Genomic DNA, 17,372 nt, shown 5'->3' with positions numbered 1-17,372 from the left:
CACGTTCACTTCACTCCCCCTCCGGAGCGTGCGGAGCCGTCGAAGGCGTCACCGCCGGCCGCTCCCGCCCTCCGTCGTGGCCTGACGCCACCACGGCGATCAGCCCGAGGACGACGGCCCCGGCGGCGACCCGTCCCGCCGCCCGGAGCGTCCACCTGGGCAGCGACCGGCCCCCCTGCCCCCACCCCGCCCGGGTCAGCCGTTCGGCCCGCCGGGCCGGCCGCGTCAGACGCAGCACCAGCAGGACGGCGACCGGCAGTTGCAGCAGCCACAGCACCGTGCGCGGCCACTCGCCGTACCAGACGTTGGTGCCGTACAACAGCGTGTGCCACACGGACAGCACGTACACGACGATCACGAAGCGGTGCAGCCGGCGCCAGGTGTTGGCGCCGATGCGGTGCCGTACGTAGAACAGCAGGCCGAGCGGGACCGCGAGGTACAGGGCGCCCTGTCCGATCGGAATGGCGATCTGACCGGTTCCCGAGTCGTACCAGCCCGGCACGAACGAGTCCGCGAAACCCACCCACAGGCGCTCGGCCCACGCCAGTTCGACTTCGTACCGGACGAGTTCGGCCGCGAACATCAGCGCGTGCGCGAACATCAGCGCCATGGTGGTCAGGCTGGTGGTGCGGTGCCAGCGCTCCAGGACCTGCGGGGAGCCCGGCAGCCAGGCGGGGCGCTGCCCCGACAACAGCAGGCCGAGCATGACCGTGCCCCACGCCCACAACAACGCCGACCAGCCGAACGCCTGACTCAGCAGGTACATCCAGTACGTACCGGCGTCGGCCATGAACGGCATGACCGCCACCGTCGCCGAGTCACCTGACTCCACGCGCACGTACAGGAAGACGAACACCGCCGCCGTGACGGCGACCGCGGCACCCGCCTCGGGCAGCACGGCCCGCAGGTCGGTGCGGAGGGTGACGCGGCCGGCGGCAGGCCGGTCGCGTGTGAGCTGCTCGGGCATTCCCTCGTCGTCCGACGTCGTCTCTGGCAGCATCCCTGGCCCTCCGACCGCCGGGGGGCGGTACGTGTGTGTCGTAGGAGAAACCAGTTTCGCCGGTGGAGCCGGAGACACCGAGGCTCATTCCGGCCAGAGCACCGGGACCGTCCCCGCACCGTGCCCGCCCAGGAGTGTTCTGTCCCCCGTGTGCCTCCGGCGAGGGAACCGGGAGGAAGGTCGCGTGATCCCTTCCCGCCCGCGCCCACCCGGAGCACCCCCACCGTCACCCAGGTACCAGCCGCATCAGGACAACCGTCCATGTGCCCCTGTCGCAGGGCTGAGCGCGCCCCTACTGTGGGGCGCGCAGTCGGTTCGCGCCTCCCGCCCGCCCGGGCATCCGGTGGCGCGACGCAAGAGGGAACCCGGTGGGAATCCGGGACTGTCCCGCAACGGTGAGTGGGAACGAGAGCCGTCATCAGCACCGGGCCCGTCCGGGGTCCGGGAGGCGACGGCTGACAGGTGCCCGCCGGATCTCCGGCGAGCGCGCCCACGAGTCCGGAGACCTGCCACTGCGCCCGTGCCTCGCACGGGCTGTGCACGGTGACCTCGAGGACTGGGTTGGCGGTACGGACGGTCGCACGGCACACCATGGCCGCGCCTCCTCCCCCGGTCTGTGTTCATGGCCCGGGACCAGGAGGTAAGCGACTTGCCGACCACGCGCACGACCGTCACCCGCGTCGGGAGCCCGGCCGCCCACTGCCGGCTCACCCGGGGGGAGCGGTGCTGAGTCTCGCCGGGGAACCCCGCGAGGCTCGGAGCGCGGCACCCTCCACCGTGTCCGGCGTCTGCCACGGCACCTTGGGCGAGCTGTACCAGGGCCCGCTGCGCGCGGTCACCGCGCCGGACATCGCCCTGGTGTCCTTTCCCGTGGACCGCCACTCCTGGGTCCACTTCACCCGGGGCACGGATCCGCCGGATCCGTCGGGTCTCGGGGACAAGGCCGCGACGGCGGCCCGCCTCTTCCTGGACCACTACCAGCTCACCCTGCCGACGGGTCTCTGGAGCACCCACTCCGACCTCCGGGTGGGTGTGGGGATGGCGAGTTCGACCGCCGACATCGTCGCCACGCTGCGCTGCCTGTTCCAGCTCTTCGCCCTTCCGTACGACCAGAAGGTGGTCCTCGCCGTCCTGGCGGCGATCGAGCGGTCCGACAGCGTGTTCCTCGACGAGTTCGCCCTCCACCTCAGCGGCCGGCACCGGGTGATCCGGCGCCTGGGCACGGCCCTCGGCTTCCACACCGCGTTCGTCACCGAGCCCGGAACGGTGGACACCGAGGCCGTCACCGCCTCACTGCTGGAGCACTACCGACGGCGCGGAGAGGAGTACGAACGGTGCCTGACCGATCTCCTCAAAGGCTTCGACTCCGCCGACCCGGCAGCCGTCGCCCGCGCTGCGACGGTCAGCGCCACGCTGTCCCAGGAGGTGCTTCCCAAGGCGGCCTTCGACAGTCTGCTCGCCCACCGCGAACGGTTCGGCGCGGACGGGATCTTCGTCGCCCACACCGGGTGCCTGATCGGCTACCTGTTCCCGCACCGCCTCGGTGCCCACCGCAAGTCCGAACTCTCCGCCTTCTTCCGTTCGCTCGGCTACCAGTGCTCATTCGTCCAAGGAGGATACGGATGATCCACCCCCATATCGCCGACGCCCTCAAGATGCCCGACCTCGTCCGGCTCACCGACCGTGTGATCCTGATCCGCTTCGAGTCGATGAAGATCTACTCGGCGCTGGCAGCCGTCCGGCACCTCCTCGACCGGGGCACCATCCGCCCCGGCCAGACCCTGATCGACAGTTCCAGCGGTATCTACGCCTACGCCCTCGCACTGGCCTGCCACCGGTACGGTCTGCGGTGCCACATCGTCGCGTCCACCACCGTGGACGCCACCACGCTCGCCCAGCTGGAGATCCTCGGCGCCGAGGTGGAACAGGTCAGGCCGTCGGAGGATCTGAAACTCGACCAGGAACTACGGGTACGCCGGGTGAAGGAGATCCTCGCCGACCGTCCCGACCGCCACTGGATGCGCCAGTACCACGACGACGTCCACTACCTCGGCTACCACGACGTCGCCGACCGGATAGCGGCGGCACTTCCCGGCCGGCCGCTGACCGTGGTCGGCGGCGTGGGGTCCGGCGCGTCGACCGGCGGGGTCGTGGAGCACCTGCGAAGGGCCGACCCCACGGTGCGTCTGGTGGGCGTACAGCCCTTCGGCAGCATCACCTTCGGCAGCCAGGACCACCACGACCCGGAGGCGATCATCGCCGGCATCGGGTCGTCGATCGTCTTCGACAACGTCCACCACCACCTCTACGACGGGGTGCACTGGATGGACTTCACCCACGCGATGTCCGGTGCCGTCGCCCTCCTGCGCGACCACGCGGTCTTCGCCGGGCTCTCCACCGGAGCCGGATACCTTGCGGCCTCCCACGAGGCGCGCCGCCATCCCGACCGGCTGCACCTGGTGATCGGCGCCGACACGGGCCACCGCTACGTGGAGCGGGTGTTCGCCCGGCACAAGGAGGCCCTCGATCTCCCGGTCCTGAAGCCCGTCGAGGTGGTGGGACCCGGGGAGATGACCATGCCCTGGTCCACCATGGCCTGGCAGCGCACCCCCGACCCCGCACACAGGAAGGAGCGGGCCGCGTGAGTGTGGTCTGCCTGGAGTCGCTCACCTTCGGACTCCGACACCTGGTAAGCGCCGCCGACGCGCTCGGCGAGCGGCTGCTGCTTCTGACACGCGATCCCTCGTACTACGCGTACGAGCTCGAGCGACTCCCCGACGGTGCCCTGGACGTCGTCACGACCGACACCTTCGACACGGAGGGCGTGGCCGACGTGCTGCGCGGGACACCCGGCCTCCGCGGCCTGATCAGTTCCACCGACACCTGGACACTGGTCGGCGCGCAGCTCACGGAGCGGCTGGGTCTGCCCGGACTCGATCCGGCCGTCCTGCGGCTGGCCCGGGACAAGGCCGCGGTGCGCGACCGGCTGTACGAGGCGGGGCTCACGCGCGGGCGGGCGGTGGATCCGGGCGCTTCCCCGGCGGAGCTGCGGGAGTCGCTGCTGAAGGAGGCCGGTCTGCCCGCCGTCGTCAAGGACACCGCAGGCACCGGGAGCCAGAACGTCTGGCTGGTGCGGGACGAAACCGAACTGGACGCCGTCCTGGCAGAGGCGGCGGGGCGGTCGCTCATGGGGCGGCTGTTCGCCGAACCGTACTTCGGCGGCCCGGTGTACAGCGCCGAGACCCTCTCCTGGCAGGGGCGGACCCGGCTGCTCGGAGTCTCCAGCCGCCTGATGTCACCGGAGCCGCGGTTCCGCGAGGAGATCACCGCGTTCCCCGTCGGCTTCCCCGACGAGCAGCGCGTCTCGCTGGAGAGATGGCTGGGTGACGTACTGGCCGCCATCGGGTACACCGACCGCTTCGCACACGTGGAGTTCGTGCTGACCGCCGCCGGCCCCGAGGTCGTCGAGGTGAATCCCCGGATCGGAGGTGCCCTCGTCGGCGAGGGGATGTGCCGGGCCCTGGGATACAACGTGTACGAGGCGATGATCGAGGCCGCGCTCGGCCGCCGCCCCCGTCTGATGGACGCGGCCCTGCCCGGAGGCCCGGCCGTGGCCTTCGTCCTGAGCTACCCCGACGCCCCTGGGGTGCTGACGGAGGTCGGCGGGCTCGACCGGCTGGCCGGACTGCCGGGGGCGCCGGCCTGGTATCCGGTCAAACGGGTCGGCGACCCCGTCGAGCACCTGTCCGACAGTCGTGGATACGCGGGCATCGTCTACGCGGAGGCCGAGACGGCCGAACTCGCCACGCACCGGGCGGTGGCCGCCGCCAACGCCGTACGGGTGCGCACCGAGCCGTTCGCCGGCCCGTCCGCCCCGCAGGCATCCGGTGGGTGAACGCGCGGGGCGCGGGCCGGGCCGGCGCTCCGGGCTGTCACCGCTCGACGGCCCGCTGCGCTTCCTGCTGCTCAGCTCGTTCCTGATCCCGCTCGGCAGCTTCATGATCCTGCCGTTCATGTCGGTCTTCCTGCACGAGCGGCTCGGGATGGGGCTCGGCACGGTCGGCGTCGTCCTCGCCGTGGCGTCACTGGTCCAGTTCTCCGGCGGGATCGCCGGTGGCGCGCTGGCCGACCGGATCGGGCTGCGCCGCACCATGCTCTGGGCTCTGATCGTCCGTACCGCCGGATTCGTCGGCTTCCTGCTGGCCCTGCGCTGGCCGCCGCTTGCCGTCGGAGCGCTCGTCCTGACGTGCTGCGGCGCGGCCCTGTACCTTCCGGCCAACAAGGCGTACCTGATCCACGGGGTGGAGGAGGACCGGCGCCCCGCATACCTGTCGGCGGGTAACGCGGCACTGAACGCGGGCATGGCGACGGGCCCGCTGATCGCCGGGCCGTTCGTACTGTCCTCACCCGGCTGGCTGTTCGTGGCGGTGACGGCACTCTTCGCCGTGGTGACAGCGGGCCACGCGCGGCTGCCGTCCACGCCCGGCGACCGGCCGTCCGTCGCCGGGACACCACGGCAGGGACTGCTGGCGGGCGTGGCACTCCTGCCGTTCGCCGCCAACGCCCTGGCTTTCTACCTCTATTTCCACTTCCAGCACTTCCTGGCGTTGTACGCCGTCGAGCAGGCGTCCAGCGCCTTCTACAGCCTGGTGCTGCTGCTCTGCTTCGCACTGGTGATCGTCGTACAGCCCCTGGCCTCCGGGGTGATCAGCCGAATGCCGTACGGCCTGGCCCTGGCGGTCGGCTTCGCGGGCCTGGCGGCCGGCCTGGCCGTGCTGTCCTTCGGCACCCGGCCTGCTCTGCTGGCGGGCGGCGCCCTGATCACCCTGGGCGACATCGTGCTGTTCCTGAGGAACGACCTGGAGGCACTGCACCGCAGTCGGCGCTCCGACGCCGTGATCTTCGGCCAGCAGCGGCTGGCAGCCGGTCTGGGTGCCTGCGCCAGCGGAGTGCTGGGCGGCCAGCTCTACGGCCTCGGTGAACGGGCCGGTGACACCGGCTCGTTCTGGCTGCTCGCCGCAGCACAGTGCCTGCTGCTTCCCCCCTTGCTGCTGACGCTGCGCCGTCGCGCGGCGCGGCCGCACCTCCCGCACGACCACGACGAAGGAGCACTGTCGCACCATGACACGGACCGGCGGATTCCAGGACGATGACTTCTGGACGGAATTCCACGACTTCCTGTTCACCGAACAACGTCACACCCAGGCCGAGGAGTTGCTCGACAGGTCCCCTCTGCTGTCCTTCCGGCCGGGTGCCCGGGTGCTCGACCTGTGCTGCGGCCCCGGGGTGTTCACGGTTCCGCTCGCCGCCCGCGGCTTCGACGTGACCGGTGTGGACCTGAGTCCGGCCATGCTGGAACGGGCGCGGAAGCGGTCGGCCGACGCGGGCGCGCCCATCACCTATGTGCGGGCTGACGCACGGTCGTACGCGCCACCGGCCGGCTTCGATGTCGTGCTCAACATGTTCACGTCCTTCGGGTACTTCGAGGACCCCGCCGACAACACTCAGGTGCTGCGGAACATGCACCGGTGCCTGGCGCCCGGAGGAACACTCCTCCTGGATCTCGCGGGCAAGGAACTGCTGGCCCGCAAGGTCACCCCGCCGAAGGTGGTACGGCGGGGTGACGACCTGCTCGTACAGACCGACACGGTGCTGGACGACTGGGCGCGGCTGCGGAGCGACTGGGTGCTCGTCCGGGGAGACCAGGTGACGCGGGCCGCTCTGGTGTGGTTCGTCTACAGCGCCGTGGAGTTGCGCCGGATGGCGGAGGACGCGGGGTTCAGCCGCGTGGAGGTCTTCGGCGGCTTCGACGGCCGCCCCTACGACCAGGATGCCGAGCGGCTGATCGTCCGGGCGACGCGTGCACGGTGACCGGGATGGGGGTGTGGCGGCCCGCCGCACCCCCTTCCCGGGTCCCGCCTCCGCGGAACGTACTATCACCGGGTCATCGCCGCGACGGGAGACAGGAAGCCGGTGCGAATCCGGCACGGTCCCGCCACTGTGACTGGGGAGTACGGCCCTTCGGCATGCCACCGCGCGCTGCGTGGGACGGCGGGAGGACGTCGATCCAGGAGTCAGGACACTGGCCTGTCGCGGGCCCGATCCGAGGAGCGCGGACTCCCCAGGAGGCTTCACGTGTACAACGGCATGTCCCATTCCCCCCAGGTCTCCTCCCTCCGTCGGGCGCGCACGCTGCGCGCCACGGCAGCGGCGGCCGCGTTGGCCGCGGTCCTGCTGACCGCGGGCTGCGGCTCCTCCGGAGGGACCACGCGCGGTCCCGAGGCCGCGGCTGCGCCGATCGAGGGCTTTCCCGTCACCGTCGACAACTGCGGGGTGAAGACGACGTACGAGGAGCCGCCGGCGCGGGTGGTCACCGTCCACCAGCACCCCGCGGAGCTGATGCTCGCCCTCGGGTTGAGGTCCCGCATGGTCGGCACGGCGTTCCCCGACTCGGCGGTCCTCCCCGAGCTGAAGCAGGACTTCGAAGCGGTACCGGAACTGGCGGAGAGGGAACCGTCGTTCGAAACCGTCCTGGACGCCGAACCCGATCTCGTCTACGGCGGTTACGGCAGCGCGTTCGACGAGAAGGAGGGCCGCTCACGCGAGGCGTTCGCCGGCGCGGGCATCAACACCTACCTCAACCGCGAGTACTGCGGGAAGAAGCAGGTGACGATGGAGGACACCTACGAGGAGATCCGGACCATCGGCAGGATCTTCGGAGTCCCCGGACGGGCCGAGGAGCTGGTGTCCGGTCTCCGGGGTGACGTCGACCGGGCCGCCTCCGCCGTCGGGGACGAACCGGAGGTGCCCGTCTTCGTCTACGACAGCGGTGACAAGAGCGCCTTCACGGCGGGCGGGAAGAGCCTCGGCACCGAGCTGATCCGGCTGGCCGGCGGCAGGAACGTCTTCGCGGACCTCGACGACGTCTTCGGTGACGTCTCCTGGGAGCAGGTCGTCGACCGCAGGCCGGAGGTCATCGCGATCTACGACTACGCGGGTGCCGGAAGCGTCGGGCAGAAGAAGAAGTTCCTGCTGTCCCAGCCGGCCCTCGCCGACGTACCCGCGGTGAAGAACGAGCGCTTCGTCGTGCTGCCACTGACCGCGACCCTGGTCGGCATCCGGTCGGCGTACGCGGTGGGGGACCTGGCGGGCGCACTGCACCCCGGGAGCTTCCGGTGACGTCCCCGGCGACGGACACCCCCCTGGACCCGGCCGCCCGGCATCAGCCCTTCGACGCCGGGCGGCAGGGTCCGGGAACTCCGACCGCCGCTCTGGTGATCCTCACCGTGCTCCTGCTCGCCTCGGTCACCGCCGGCCTCGCGATCGGCTCCGTGCACGTGCCGCCCGGCCAGGTGTGGGGCATCGTGACGCACGCGGTGGGCGCGGACCCGTCGGAGCCCGACTGGTCACGGGCCCGGGAGACGATCGTCCTGGACGTACGCGCACCACGTGTTCTGCTCGGTGCCGTGACCGGTGCCGGGCTCGCGGTGGTGGGGACCGCCATGCAGGCCCTGATACGCAACCCGCTCGCTGAGCCCTACCTCCTGGGTGTCTCCTCCGGGGCGTCCCTCGGCGCCGTCACGGTGATCGTGTTCGGGGTGACCCTGTTCGGGCCGGTCTCGTTGTCGGTCGCCGCGTTCGCCGGCGCGCTGGGGGCGCTGATCCTCGTCTACGCCACGGCCCGCACCGGCGGCCGCATCACCTCGGTCCGGCTCGTGCTCTCCGGCGTCGCCATCGCCGCCGTACTCACAGCGGTACTGGACCTGTTGCTCCTGACGACCGACCGGGGCAACGAGGCCCGTGCGGTGCTGGCCTGGACACTCGGCGGCCTGGGCGGAGTGAGCTGGGGCACCCTGTGGCTGCCGAGCACGGCCCTGCTGGTCGGCATCGCCGTCCTTCTCCTGCACGCCCGCAACCTGAACCTGCTCCTCGCGGGCGAGGAGGCCGCGACCACCATGGGACTGGACGTGGCCCGCTTCAGGGCCCGCATGTTCGTTCTGCTGTCCCTCGTCACGGGGGTACTGGTGGCGGCAGCCGGGCCGATCGGGTTCGTCGGCCTGATGGTTCCGCACACCGTACGGCTGTTCGTAGGCGGCGACCACCGCCGCGTACTGCCCACGGCCGCGCTCGGCGGGGCGGTGTTCCTCGTCTGGGCCGACATCGCGGCGCGCACCGTCGCCGCGCCGATGGAGATCCCGGTCGGCGTGCTGACCGCGCTGTGCGGTGGGCCGTTCTTCCTGTGGCTGATGCGACGCGACGCACGTCGGGCCGCCGGGGAGGGGGTGGCATGACCGCGGGCGAGCTGGCCGTCGACGGCCTGACTCTCACGGCCGGAGCCCGTCGACTGGTACGGGATGTCTCCTTGACCGCTCACCCGGGCGAGGTCATCGGCCTGGTCGGCCCCAACGGCAGTGGCAAGTCCAGCCTGTTGCGCGCGGTCTATCGCGTCCTGCGCCCCGCCGAGGGACGCGTCCGCCTCGACGGCGCCGATGCCTGGTCGCTGCCGGTGCGGCAGCTGGCCCGGAGTGTGGCAGCGGTGGTGCAGGAATCAGGCACCGACTTCGACCTGTCGGTCCGCGAGGTGGTCGCGATGGGACGCACGCCGCACAAGCGGCTGCTCTCCGGCGACACGGCGGAGGACGCCCGCCTGATCGAAGAGGCACTCGCCACGGTGCACGTCTCGGAGCTGGCCGGCCGGCCGTTCGACCGGCTCTCCGGTGGGGAACGGCAGCGTGTCCTCATCGCTCGCGCCCTCGCGCAGCGCCCTTCGCTCCTGGTGCTGGACGAACCGACCAACCACCTCGACATCCGCCACCAGCTGGACGTCCTCGGCGCGCTGCGGCGGCTGCCCGCCACGGTCCTGGTGGCCCTGCACGACCTCAACCTGGCCGCCTACTACTGCGACCGCCTCTACGTCCTGCGCGACGGCGAGGTGACGGCTTCGGGCCCGCCGGCCGAGGTGCTCACGCCCCGGCTGCTGGCCGAGGTGTACGGGGTGGCGAGCGAGGTCGCCGTCCACCCGCTCACGGGCGCCCCGCAGGTGACCTTCCTCCCGGGAGACACCGGGCACGGCCGGAGCCGCGACGGCGAGGACCGCTCGGCCGTACGCACCCCCGGGGCCGCCCGGGCGGGTGACTGACGCCACATCAGGCGACGTCGGTCCTGCCGACGCCGGGCGCCGGCCGGCTCAGAGCGTGCCGGCCCTCGGCCCGGCGGCGGCGACGGCGTCACGGCTCCCCTGGGGCCGGAACCTGCGGAGGGTCAGCAGCAGCCCGACGTTCAGGACGACCTCCCCGGCATTGCCGAGCACGGGCACCTGGGCAGCCGCTCCGGAGACCGCCACCATCACGGCGGCCGTGAGCGCCAGCCAGGCGAACCCGGTGTGCCGCCACAACACGATCCCGGTGGCGAGAACCACCAGTCCGGTGACGATGGCCGGTAGTGGGCCCGTCGGTGACGCCGCGTCGTTCACGTAGCGCAGGGTGTCCGCCCAGCGTTCAGCGCGCAGCGACAGCCCGAAGATGTCGTGGAGCGCGCCGGCCGCCATCAGAAGCACGGTCAGGCCGACGGCCGCGCCACGCACTCCCTTCCTCCGCGCCCAAGGCACCCCCGCGTGGTTCGCCGCCGCCAGCGACCAGAGCACGAGAAGGGGCGTCAGCAGGGCGTGCAGCGCGAAACGGGGGACGTTCAACCCCTGCAGCAGGGGCCCGGCTCCCGTCAGGCTCCCCACGGCGATCATGCCGTTGTCCCACACCAGCGCGGAGCACACCAGGGTCGGCACGGCGGCCAACAGGCTCGGCGACGCCCGCCAGTGGCGCCCTGCGGTTACGGCCAGGCCCAACTGCGCGGCCGCGAGCACCGCGAAGACCAGCGAGAACACTTTGCACTCCTCTCGTACCCAAGGTATTTCAATGATCAAGATACTTGGCGAGTGGGAGACTCATGGAGGCGGGGCGCTTCACGTTGCGTCGTCGGCCGCACGGAGTTCCCACGCAATCCGCATAGGCGTGGGGCAGGAGTCCTTCGGCACCCCGGCGACGACCGGACAGCGGTGCCGCGGCCCCCTTGAGCGCCCGTCGGCCCGGCCACCCTCCGAGGGCGGGCACTGCGGTCACTTCGGTCCGATGCCCCCAATGTGCCTGGCGGAACCGGGTGTTCGGGGCACGAAGAGGCCCGATACGCTTCGCGGAAGCTGATTCATCCAAGGAGTGGTGTATGTACGCCCAGGGGCGCCGAGCACAACGAAGCGCACAGACCGCCGGGCGGCCGGGGCCTGCGCGCGGACCGCGGCCGGGCACCCTTCCGCCGGGCCCCGAGGCGCTGCTCTCCCTCCAGCGCGCCGCGGGCAACGCGGCGGTCGTCAAGACCCACGGCCCCGTGGTCCAGCGGGTCGCTGTGACCGACCCACGCTCCAAGCAGTCCGTGGAGACCGACGGCCTCTCCCCCGAGCAGCGCGTCGCGCTCGCGACCCAGCTGCTGCGGGCCAAGAAGACCAAGGAGCTGGACCGCCTGCGCGCCGCGCACCCCGACGAGCGGGACAGCCTGTCCGAGCGGGCACTGCGCACCATCATGCCCCGCTACCGGGACGTCCACGCGGAATCCGAGGGCGACTCGGAGAGCGAGGACCCCAACGTCTTCTACCGCACGCTCCGCCCCGAGGAGCTGCCCCTGCGCAACGGGCTGCGCCCGCCGATCGGCAACGACGTCACCAAGTCCGCCGCCGACCACATCCGCGCCGGCAGCAGGGCGAAGGTCAAGTCGTCCTGGGTCTCCTTCACCCGCAGCCTCAAGACAGCCGCGGCCTGGGCCGCGGAGAACGAGTCACGCATCGCCAAGGTGAGGCTGCCCGACGGAGCCAGGGTCACCGAAGGCAGGGTCTACGACACCACCGACCCGGAGCAGCTGGCGGCCGTCTTCGGCAACAGCGGCGGCAGCGCGGAGAACTTCGCCAAGGCGTCCCAGGAGGTCGTGGTGAAGGGCGGGCTCGACGCGGAGGCCGTGCTCCGGGTCTTCAAGGCCAAGTACATCTCCCCCGAGCAGTACGAGCAGCACAAGGCCGGCTCCGCCACGGACTCCGACCTCTACGCCGTGGTGCGCACCCGCGCGAAGGTGACGGAGAGCAAGCAGAAGACGACGCCCAAGCCCATCGGCATCTACAGCCACCAGGAGACGGAACTCGCCGCCCCCAAGCGGAAGAACCGGGAGGGCACCCCGGAGAACGACGAGCGCGGCGCCCGCGCGCGGGTCGCCTCCTGAAATCCGCCGTCTCCTTCGGCTCGGGGCGTCGCCGACCGGCCGACTCCCGCTGTCGTACGGGACCGTCGATGGCGTCCGCCGGAGGGAGCGGCGCATCCGTGGGAGCAGGGGCGTGTCACCCACGGCGGGCCTATGTCCAGCGACCTAGTTGACGTTCCTCTCGGCGGATGACGTCGGAGCGCCTCCGGGGAGACATGCTCGAATACATGACCTTGTTCGAGCACGATTTCGTCGCGGCGGGTTCCGCCGAACAGCCCGAGGGTGACACGGGGCGGATGCTCCAGATGATGACGGGATACTGGGTCACCCAAGTGGTGCGCACTGCCGCCGAGTTGCGTATCGCCGACCACCTGCACGGCGACGGTGCCACCCCTGCGGAGGTCGCTGCTGCGGAGTCGTTGGACCCCGGATCGAGCTTCCGGTTCCTGCGGGCGTGTGCCTCCCTCGGCCTCGCCGCCTCCACCGACGGGAAGCGGTTCACCAGTACGCCCCTGCTCGACACCTTGCGCTCCGACGCCCCGGGTTCCCTGCGGGACCTGGCGCTGTGGGGCGGGGCCGAGTCTCACTGGCTGCCGTGGGGGCGGCTGGCGGACGCGATTCGCACCGGCGGCCCTCAGACCGAGGCCGCCCTCGGCGCACCCATCTTCGACTGGCTCGCCGCCGTCCCGGGAGAGTCCGAGATCTTCACCAACGCCATGACGGCCATGACCCGTGGCCTGGCCCGCACACTGGCGGACGTGATCGAGCTCGAAGGTGTCCGGGTCGCCGTGGACGTCGGTGGCGCAGGAGGAAACCTGGTCCAGACGCTCATGCGGCGGCATCCCGGACTGACCGGCGTGGTTCTCGACCTCCCGCACGTGGGCCCCGAGGCGGACGCCTCGGCGGCGAGCCTCGGCGTCACGGACCGGTTCACCTTCGTCGGCGGGGACTTCTTCGACGAGGTGCCGTCCGGAGACGTGCACCTGCTGAAGTTCGTCCTGCACGACTGGGACGACGACTCCTGTGTACGCATTCTGCGCAACTGCCGGAGAGCCCTCGATCCCGACGGACGCGTCCTGGTGATGGAGCTCCTCGTCGACAAGGTGGGCACGCCGGGCCTCGAGCCGCTGATGGACCTCAACATGATGGCACTGTCGACCGGACGGGAGCGCAGCCTCGAGGAGTTCGGCGACCTCTTCGAGCGAGCCGGACTGACGCTGACCACGACGACGTCATCCGGGTCCCGTGTCTCCGTCCTGACGCTCCGGCCGGCCTGACGCTCCGGCCGTCCTGACGGCCGGTCAGAACACCGCAGTTCGCCGGGATCGTAAGGACGAACAAGCAGCCTGGCACGTCGGAACCTTCAGGGAGTCGCCGCCCCCGACGGGCGGATCAGTCCGCTTTCGTAGGCGAAGATGGTCGCCTGAACGCGGTCCCGCAGGCTCAACTTGTTCAGTACCGCGCTCACATGGGCCTTCACCGTGCCCATGGCCAGCCCCAGGCGCTCGCCGATCTCCGTGTTGCTCAAGCCCGTGGCGACCAGAGCCATGATCTCGCGTTCGCGGTGGGTGAGTCTGTCCAGGGCTCCGCTGATCTCCGGAGCCACCGGGGCTCCGTGGGCGAAGGCCGCTATCAGACGTCCCGTGACCGCGGGTGCGAGGACCCCGTCACCGGAGACGACGACCCTGATCGCGGTCAGAAGGGCCTCCGGTTCGGAATCCTTGAGCAGGAAGCCGGAGGATCCGGCACGCAGAGCGTCGTAGACGTAGGCATCGAGGTCGAACGTGGTGAGCACAAGGACCTTGGTGCGACTGCTGTGGCGTGTGATCAGCCGGGTGGCCGTCAGCCCGTCCATGCCCGGCATGCGGATGTCCATCAGCACCAGGTCGGGGGTGAGTTCGGCTGCCATCGCTACTGCCGCGTCCCCGTCCGCGGCCTCGCCGACCACAGTCATGTCGGCTTCAGCCGCCAGAATCGCCGCGAAGCCGGCGCGAACGATCGCCTGATCATCCACGACCAGCACACGGATACCGATGGCCCGTCTCCTCTGCTCGCCCATGAGGGGCCCGATGCCCCGCCGCATTCTCCCATGGCCCGCCGCGAGCGGAGGCCGGCCGGCCGGGCGTACGCACCCACGGCCGCTGCTTCCGCCCGCCCGCCCAGACGGGTATCGCGCTGCCCGGCCCCTACGAGGAAGGGGCGCTCCGTGGAGTGACCCTCCGGGGGGCCGGCGGCGCCTTACCGGCATCCAGGCTCCCGAGCAGCTGACGCATCGCGGCCAGGGTCGCTCTCGTGGCTGCGGCGACGTCGTCCAGACTGCCCGCCTCCGCCGAGGAGATCACCAGAGTGGTCTGCCGGAGCACCTTCTCCTGCAGACCGCCGGCGACTCGCTGCCGCTCACTGTGGACAAGGTCCCTCGTACTCGACAACAGGCCTGTGAGCACCACGTCCTCGCGGACCAGCACCCGCCTGCGCCGCATGTGCATCAGCCACCCCGCCCACCACGCCGCCGTGAACAGCAGGCCGAGCCACAACAGCACCACGGCGAGAAGGAACAACAGGAGGACAGGGCCGGCCGGTTCCCCGAGCAGCGACCCGTCGGCGGCGAAGGCAGCCGTCATCGAGCCACCGAAGGAGAGGACCGCTGCGGGAACCGAGAGGTACGACAGCCGGTGACCGGGCGGATAGGTCACCTGTGTGGTCGAGGGCCGGCCATGCCGTCGGGCAGGCGTGGAAGCCGGTTTCAGGACGCGGCCGTAAGCCGCGACAGCGTAGACGGCCCCCAGCTCGGCCAGTCCGCCGCCCAGGAGACAGTTCGCGACGGACGGCGGCAGCGCGCCGGTCCCCAGCAGCGCCGGCCATACGAGGGTGGTGGCCGCGATCACGGCGAGGGCCGTCCAAGGGGCTCGCCGGCGCCACAGCAGCGGCAGCGCGTGAACGGTCGACAACAGCGTGAGCAGCAGCCAGACAGAGGTTCCGTGGCCGGCCTCCGCCACCTTCTCCAGGGCGTAGCCCGACGACGCCACGGCGACCGAGCCGAAGACCGCCCCGTCCGCGATCCGCTGCTCACGCGTGAAGTTGCGCCGTCGTCCCCTGGCCGGCCGCCGTGCGGACCGGGCATCGGGCAGTAGGGCCTCCACACGCCAGCCCCCGTCGGGGCGGGGCCCCGCGGACAGTTGCCCGCCGGTCGTTGCGGCACGCCGGCGCATTCCGTCCAGACCGCGGCCGGAGCCGATGCCCAGCTTGTCGCCGCTGATACCGCCGGGTGGCCTGCTGTTGTCGACGGTCAGGTGCAACGCTTCCCCGGCCCACTCCGCACGGACGCCGACGGAGGCACCCGGCGCGTAGCGCAGGGCATTGGTCAGAGCCTCCCGGATGATGCCGTGAGCAGCCTCCGCCGCCGGACCGGCGAGCTCGGCGGGGAGGGAGACGGAGACGGGCCGGCCCAGTCTGCCGAAGCCCGCGATCAGGCCCTCGATCGAAGCAGTCATCGACTGGGGAGCAGGCACCTCGTCCTCTCGCATGACTGCCACGAGCCGTCGTAGCGCCACCTGGGTCTCCCGCGCGGTGCGGCCGGCGAAGGTGAGAGCTTCCGTCGTCAGTTCGGGCCTGGTGCCACCGAGCCTGCGGGCGGCTTCCACGGACACCACGACAGAGGTGAGGTGGTGTGCGCTGATGTCGTGCAACTCGTGCGCGAGCCGGTTCCGTTCGGTGTCGACGGCCTGCCTCAGCTCCAGCTCAGCACCGGTCAGCCGCTCTTTCGTCACGCGCCGTTCCCGCAGCCAGTGCCGACGGCCGGCGCCGAGAGCGGAGGCAGGCAGGTACAGGCCGAGGGTGAGAAGCCAGTCGAAGGCGAGAGCGCTCCCCGATCCGTGCTGAGCGGTGTCCAGCAGGAGCTGCACGACGGCGGCGGCGACGGTCGCACCCACGCCGGTGATCCAGTCGCTCCGAGCGGTGACGGAGTAGAGCGCCGTCAGGACCGCCACAGTTGCCACCAGGTTCAACGTGTCGGGCGGTGCCAGGACCTGCACCAGTACGGACGACGCGAGAATCTGGCCGAGGGCGGGAAGCGGTGTCCGGTTCCGTCGTTCGAGCGCGTGCGTGGTGAGGGCCGTGGCGGTGAAAGCGGTGATCCACGTCGTGGGACCCGGGGGCTTTTCCAGCGTCGGGACGGCGACGAACCACAGAAGGAGCTGTGTCACCGCGAAGACGCCTGGCAGGAGCAGGCGCCGAGTCTTTCCCATCGGTACGAGTGTAGAGCCGTGCAGGGTGCCGGGCTTCGCGTCGGTCGGTCCGGAGGTCGCACCGGCCCTCTAGGTCTGTCGGCCTAGACGGCGTTCCTCCTGGTGGTAGACGCCGCAGCCCGATCGGGGCGAGACGATCAACACATGGATCGAACCGACGTCATCATCGCCCTGATCGCCCTTCTGGCGATCGTTGTCACGGCCAAGCCGCTCAAGCGCGGGCCGTTCTGGCTCATCGCCCTCCTGGCCGCATTCTCCTATCCCGTGGGCGGGAAACTGCTCGCGGCACTGGAATCGGCCACGGGCGCCGGCAGCACATGGGCCTCGTATGTCTTCACGGTCAGCGTGGGCCTCGTGTTCGCCGCACTCGGCTCGCAGGCAGTCCGGGTTATCAGGTCCTTCCGCGGCACACGCGCCGACCACCGGCAACACGACCAGGAAATCGACGCATGAGCACCCGCGCCTCTCATCGGCAACAACCCTCGGATCTGCGGAAGTACGCCCCACCACCACTCGTCGCGGGCCGCCGCCGTCCTGTCGTCGCTCGTCTTGCCGGCGCGGTCACCGCCACAGCCTGTGACTCTGCCGGCCACACCGAGACCCCCGACGCGATACCCGCGGTCCCCGCCGGCGTCAGCGGCCAGACACCGAACCGGACAGCATGTTCCGCGGACGACGGGTACTCCGATATCAATTCCGCCGTCTCAGTGGTGAACTGCACCGACCACACGGATCGCTTCGCACGACGTTCGGAAGCACCTTCCCGCATTTCGCTGGACATCTGCCGTCTTCGGTGACTCGATGGCCTGGCAACTGCTCGTGCACCGACCGGCCCGTAGCCGGCCACGGGCCCATCGTCGATGTGACCGCCGAGGGACTCTCCGGGCCGATCA

General features: G+C 71.0%; 15 protein-coding genes and 2 riboswitches. Of the genes, 11 read left to right on the top strand and 4 right to left on the bottom strand.

Features of this window, described 5'->3' with window-relative positions:
* Positions 1-10: 10 nt before the first annotated feature.
* A complete protein-coding gene (locus tag OO67_RS19105; protein WP_033301940.1) occupies positions 11-1,000 on the bottom strand; it encodes a ferric reductase-like transmembrane domain-containing protein in 990 nt (329 codons plus the stop codon).
* A gap of 294 nt (positions 1,001-1,294) precedes the next feature.
* Positions 1,295-1,527, top strand: a riboswitch (cobalamin riboswitch).
* Between the two features lie 196 nt (positions 1,528-1,723).
* Between OO67_RS19105 and OO67_RS19100 the strand changes: the two genes are divergently transcribed.
* The 8 genes from OO67_RS19100 (at position 1,724) to OO67_RS19065 (ending at position 10,139) form a co-directional block, all read left to right on the top strand.
* Positions 1,724-2,626, top strand: coding sequence for a GHMP family kinase ATP-binding protein (locus OO67_RS19100; RefSeq protein ID WP_051709552.1), 903 nt, complete (start codon positions 1,724-1,726; stop codon positions 2,624-2,626).
* Entirely contained in the window at positions 2,623-3,645 is a 1,023-nt protein-coding gene (locus tag OO67_RS19095) for a cysteine synthase family protein (protein ID WP_033301937.1), read from the top strand. Before OO67_RS19100 ends, OO67_RS19095 begins: the two co-directional genes overlap by 4 nt.
* A complete protein-coding gene (locus OO67_RS19090) occupies positions 3,642-4,895 on the top strand; it encodes an ATP-grasp domain-containing protein (RefSeq protein WP_033301935.1) in 1,254 nt (417 codons plus the stop codon). The genes OO67_RS19095 and OO67_RS19090 overlap by 4 nt, the downstream gene beginning before the upstream one ends.
* Complete coding sequence (locus OO67_RS19085) at positions 4,888-6,153, top strand: MFS transporter (RefSeq protein WP_033301933.1); 1,266 nt, start codon at positions 4,888-4,890, stop codon at positions 6,151-6,153. The genes OO67_RS19090 and OO67_RS19085 overlap by 8 nt, the downstream gene beginning before the upstream one ends.
* Positions 6,122-6,871, top strand: coding sequence for a class I SAM-dependent methyltransferase (locus tag OO67_RS19080; RefSeq protein ID WP_033301932.1), 750 nt, complete (start codon positions 6,122-6,124; stop codon positions 6,869-6,871). Before OO67_RS19085 ends, OO67_RS19080 begins: the two co-directional genes overlap by 32 nt.
* Positions 6,872-6,924: 53 nt before the next feature.
* Positions 6,925-7,105: riboswitch (cobalamin riboswitch) on the top strand.
* A 30-nt stretch (positions 7,106-7,135) separates the two neighbouring features.
* Complete coding sequence (locus tag OO67_RS19075; protein ID WP_033301930.1) at positions 7,136-8,179, top strand: ABC transporter substrate-binding protein; 1,044 nt, start codon at positions 7,136-7,138, stop codon at positions 8,177-8,179.
* Positions 8,176-9,291, top strand: a complete 1,116-nt coding sequence (locus tag OO67_RS19070; RefSeq protein ID WP_051709550.1) for a FecCD family ABC transporter permease — start codon at positions 8,176-8,178, stop codon at positions 9,289-9,291. Before OO67_RS19075 ends, OO67_RS19070 begins: the two co-directional genes overlap by 4 nt.
* Positions 9,288-10,139 (top strand): ABC transporter ATP-binding protein, encoded by an 852-nt coding sequence (locus OO67_RS19065; RefSeq protein WP_078598100.1) that lies wholly within the window; start codon positions 9,288-9,290, stop codon positions 10,137-10,139. The genes OO67_RS19070 and OO67_RS19065 overlap by 4 nt, the downstream gene beginning before the upstream one ends.
* Positions 10,140-10,187: 48 nt before the next feature.
* On the opposite strand, the gene OO67_RS19060 is transcribed toward OO67_RS19065, so the two are convergent.
* A complete protein-coding gene (locus OO67_RS19060) occupies positions 10,188-10,880 on the bottom strand; it encodes a hypothetical protein (RefSeq protein ID WP_033301929.1) in 693 nt (230 codons plus the stop codon).
* Positions 10,881-11,215: 335 nt separating this feature from the next.
* Here OO67_RS19060 and OO67_RS19055 point away from each other — a divergent pair, with 335 nt between their 5' ends.
* Positions 11,216-12,256, top strand: a complete 1,041-nt coding sequence (locus OO67_RS19055; protein WP_033301928.1) for a hypothetical protein — start codon at positions 11,216-11,218, stop codon at positions 12,254-12,256.
* Positions 12,257-12,462: 206 nt separating this feature from the next.
* Positions 12,463-13,512 (top strand): methyltransferase, encoded by a 1,050-nt coding sequence (locus tag OO67_RS19050; protein WP_033302208.1) that lies wholly within the window; start codon positions 12,463-12,465, stop codon positions 13,510-13,512.
* Between the two features lie 86 nt (positions 13,513-13,598).
* Here the strand turns inward: OO67_RS19050 and OO67_RS19045 are convergent, their stop codons facing one another.
* Together OO67_RS19045 and OO67_RS19040 are read right to left on the bottom strand one after the other, a co-directional pair.
* The gene (locus tag OO67_RS19045) at positions 13,599-14,270 is read right to left on the bottom strand and encodes a response regulator (RefSeq protein ID WP_033302207.1); all 672 of its coding nucleotides are present in this window, start codon (positions 14,268-14,270) and stop codon (positions 13,599-13,601) included.
* 151 nt (positions 14,271-14,421) lie between these two features.
* On the bottom strand, positions 14,422-16,479 hold the full coding sequence (locus OO67_RS19040) for a sensor histidine kinase (RefSeq protein WP_051709548.1): 2,058 nt from the start codon (positions 16,477-16,479) through the stop codon (positions 14,422-14,424).
* 144 nt (positions 16,480-16,623) lie between these two features.
* On the opposite strand from OO67_RS19040, the gene OO67_RS19035 reads away from it, so the two are divergent.
* Positions 16,624-16,932, top strand: a complete 309-nt coding sequence (locus OO67_RS19035; RefSeq protein ID WP_033301926.1) for a hypothetical protein — start codon at positions 16,624-16,626, stop codon at positions 16,930-16,932.
* Positions 16,933-17,372 lie beyond the last annotated feature (440 nt).

It is taken from the genome of Streptomyces atroolivaceus (assembly GCF_000717025.1).
GTDB lineage: Bacteria > Actinomycetota > Actinomycetes > Streptomycetales > Streptomycetaceae > Streptomyces > Streptomyces atroolivaceus.
This window is presented reverse-complemented; position numbering and strand designations above follow the sequence as displayed.

Coding starts and splice junctions, on each gene's coding strand:
- OO67_RS19050 (WP_033302208.1), top strand. CDS start 12,463: ATGACCTTGTTCGAGCACGATTTCGTCGCGGCGGGTTCCGCCGAACAG.
- OO67_RS19040 (WP_051709548.1), bottom strand. CDS start 16,479: ATGGGAAAGACTCGGCGCCTGCTCCTGCCAGGCGTCTTCGCGGTGACA.
- OO67_RS19035 (WP_033301926.1), top strand. CDS start 16,624: ATGGATCGAACCGACGTCATCATCGCCCTGATCGCCCTTCTGGCGATC.
- OO67_RS19105 (WP_033301940.1), bottom strand. CDS start 1,000: ATGCTGCCAGAGACGACGTCGGACGACGAGGGAATGCCCGAGCAGCTC.
- OO67_RS19065 (WP_078598100.1), top strand. CDS start 9,288: ATGACCGCGGGCGAGCTGGCCGTCGACGGCCTGACTCTCACGGCCGGA.
- OO67_RS19055 (WP_033301928.1), top strand. CDS start 11,216: ATGTACGCCCAGGGGCGCCGAGCACAACGAAGCGCACAGACCGCCGGG.
- OO67_RS19095 (WP_033301937.1), top strand. CDS start 2,623: ATGATCCACCCCCATATCGCCGACGCCCTCAAGATGCCCGACCTCGTC.
- OO67_RS19080 (WP_033301932.1), top strand. CDS start 6,122: ATGACACGGACCGGCGGATTCCAGGACGATGACTTCTGGACGGAATTC.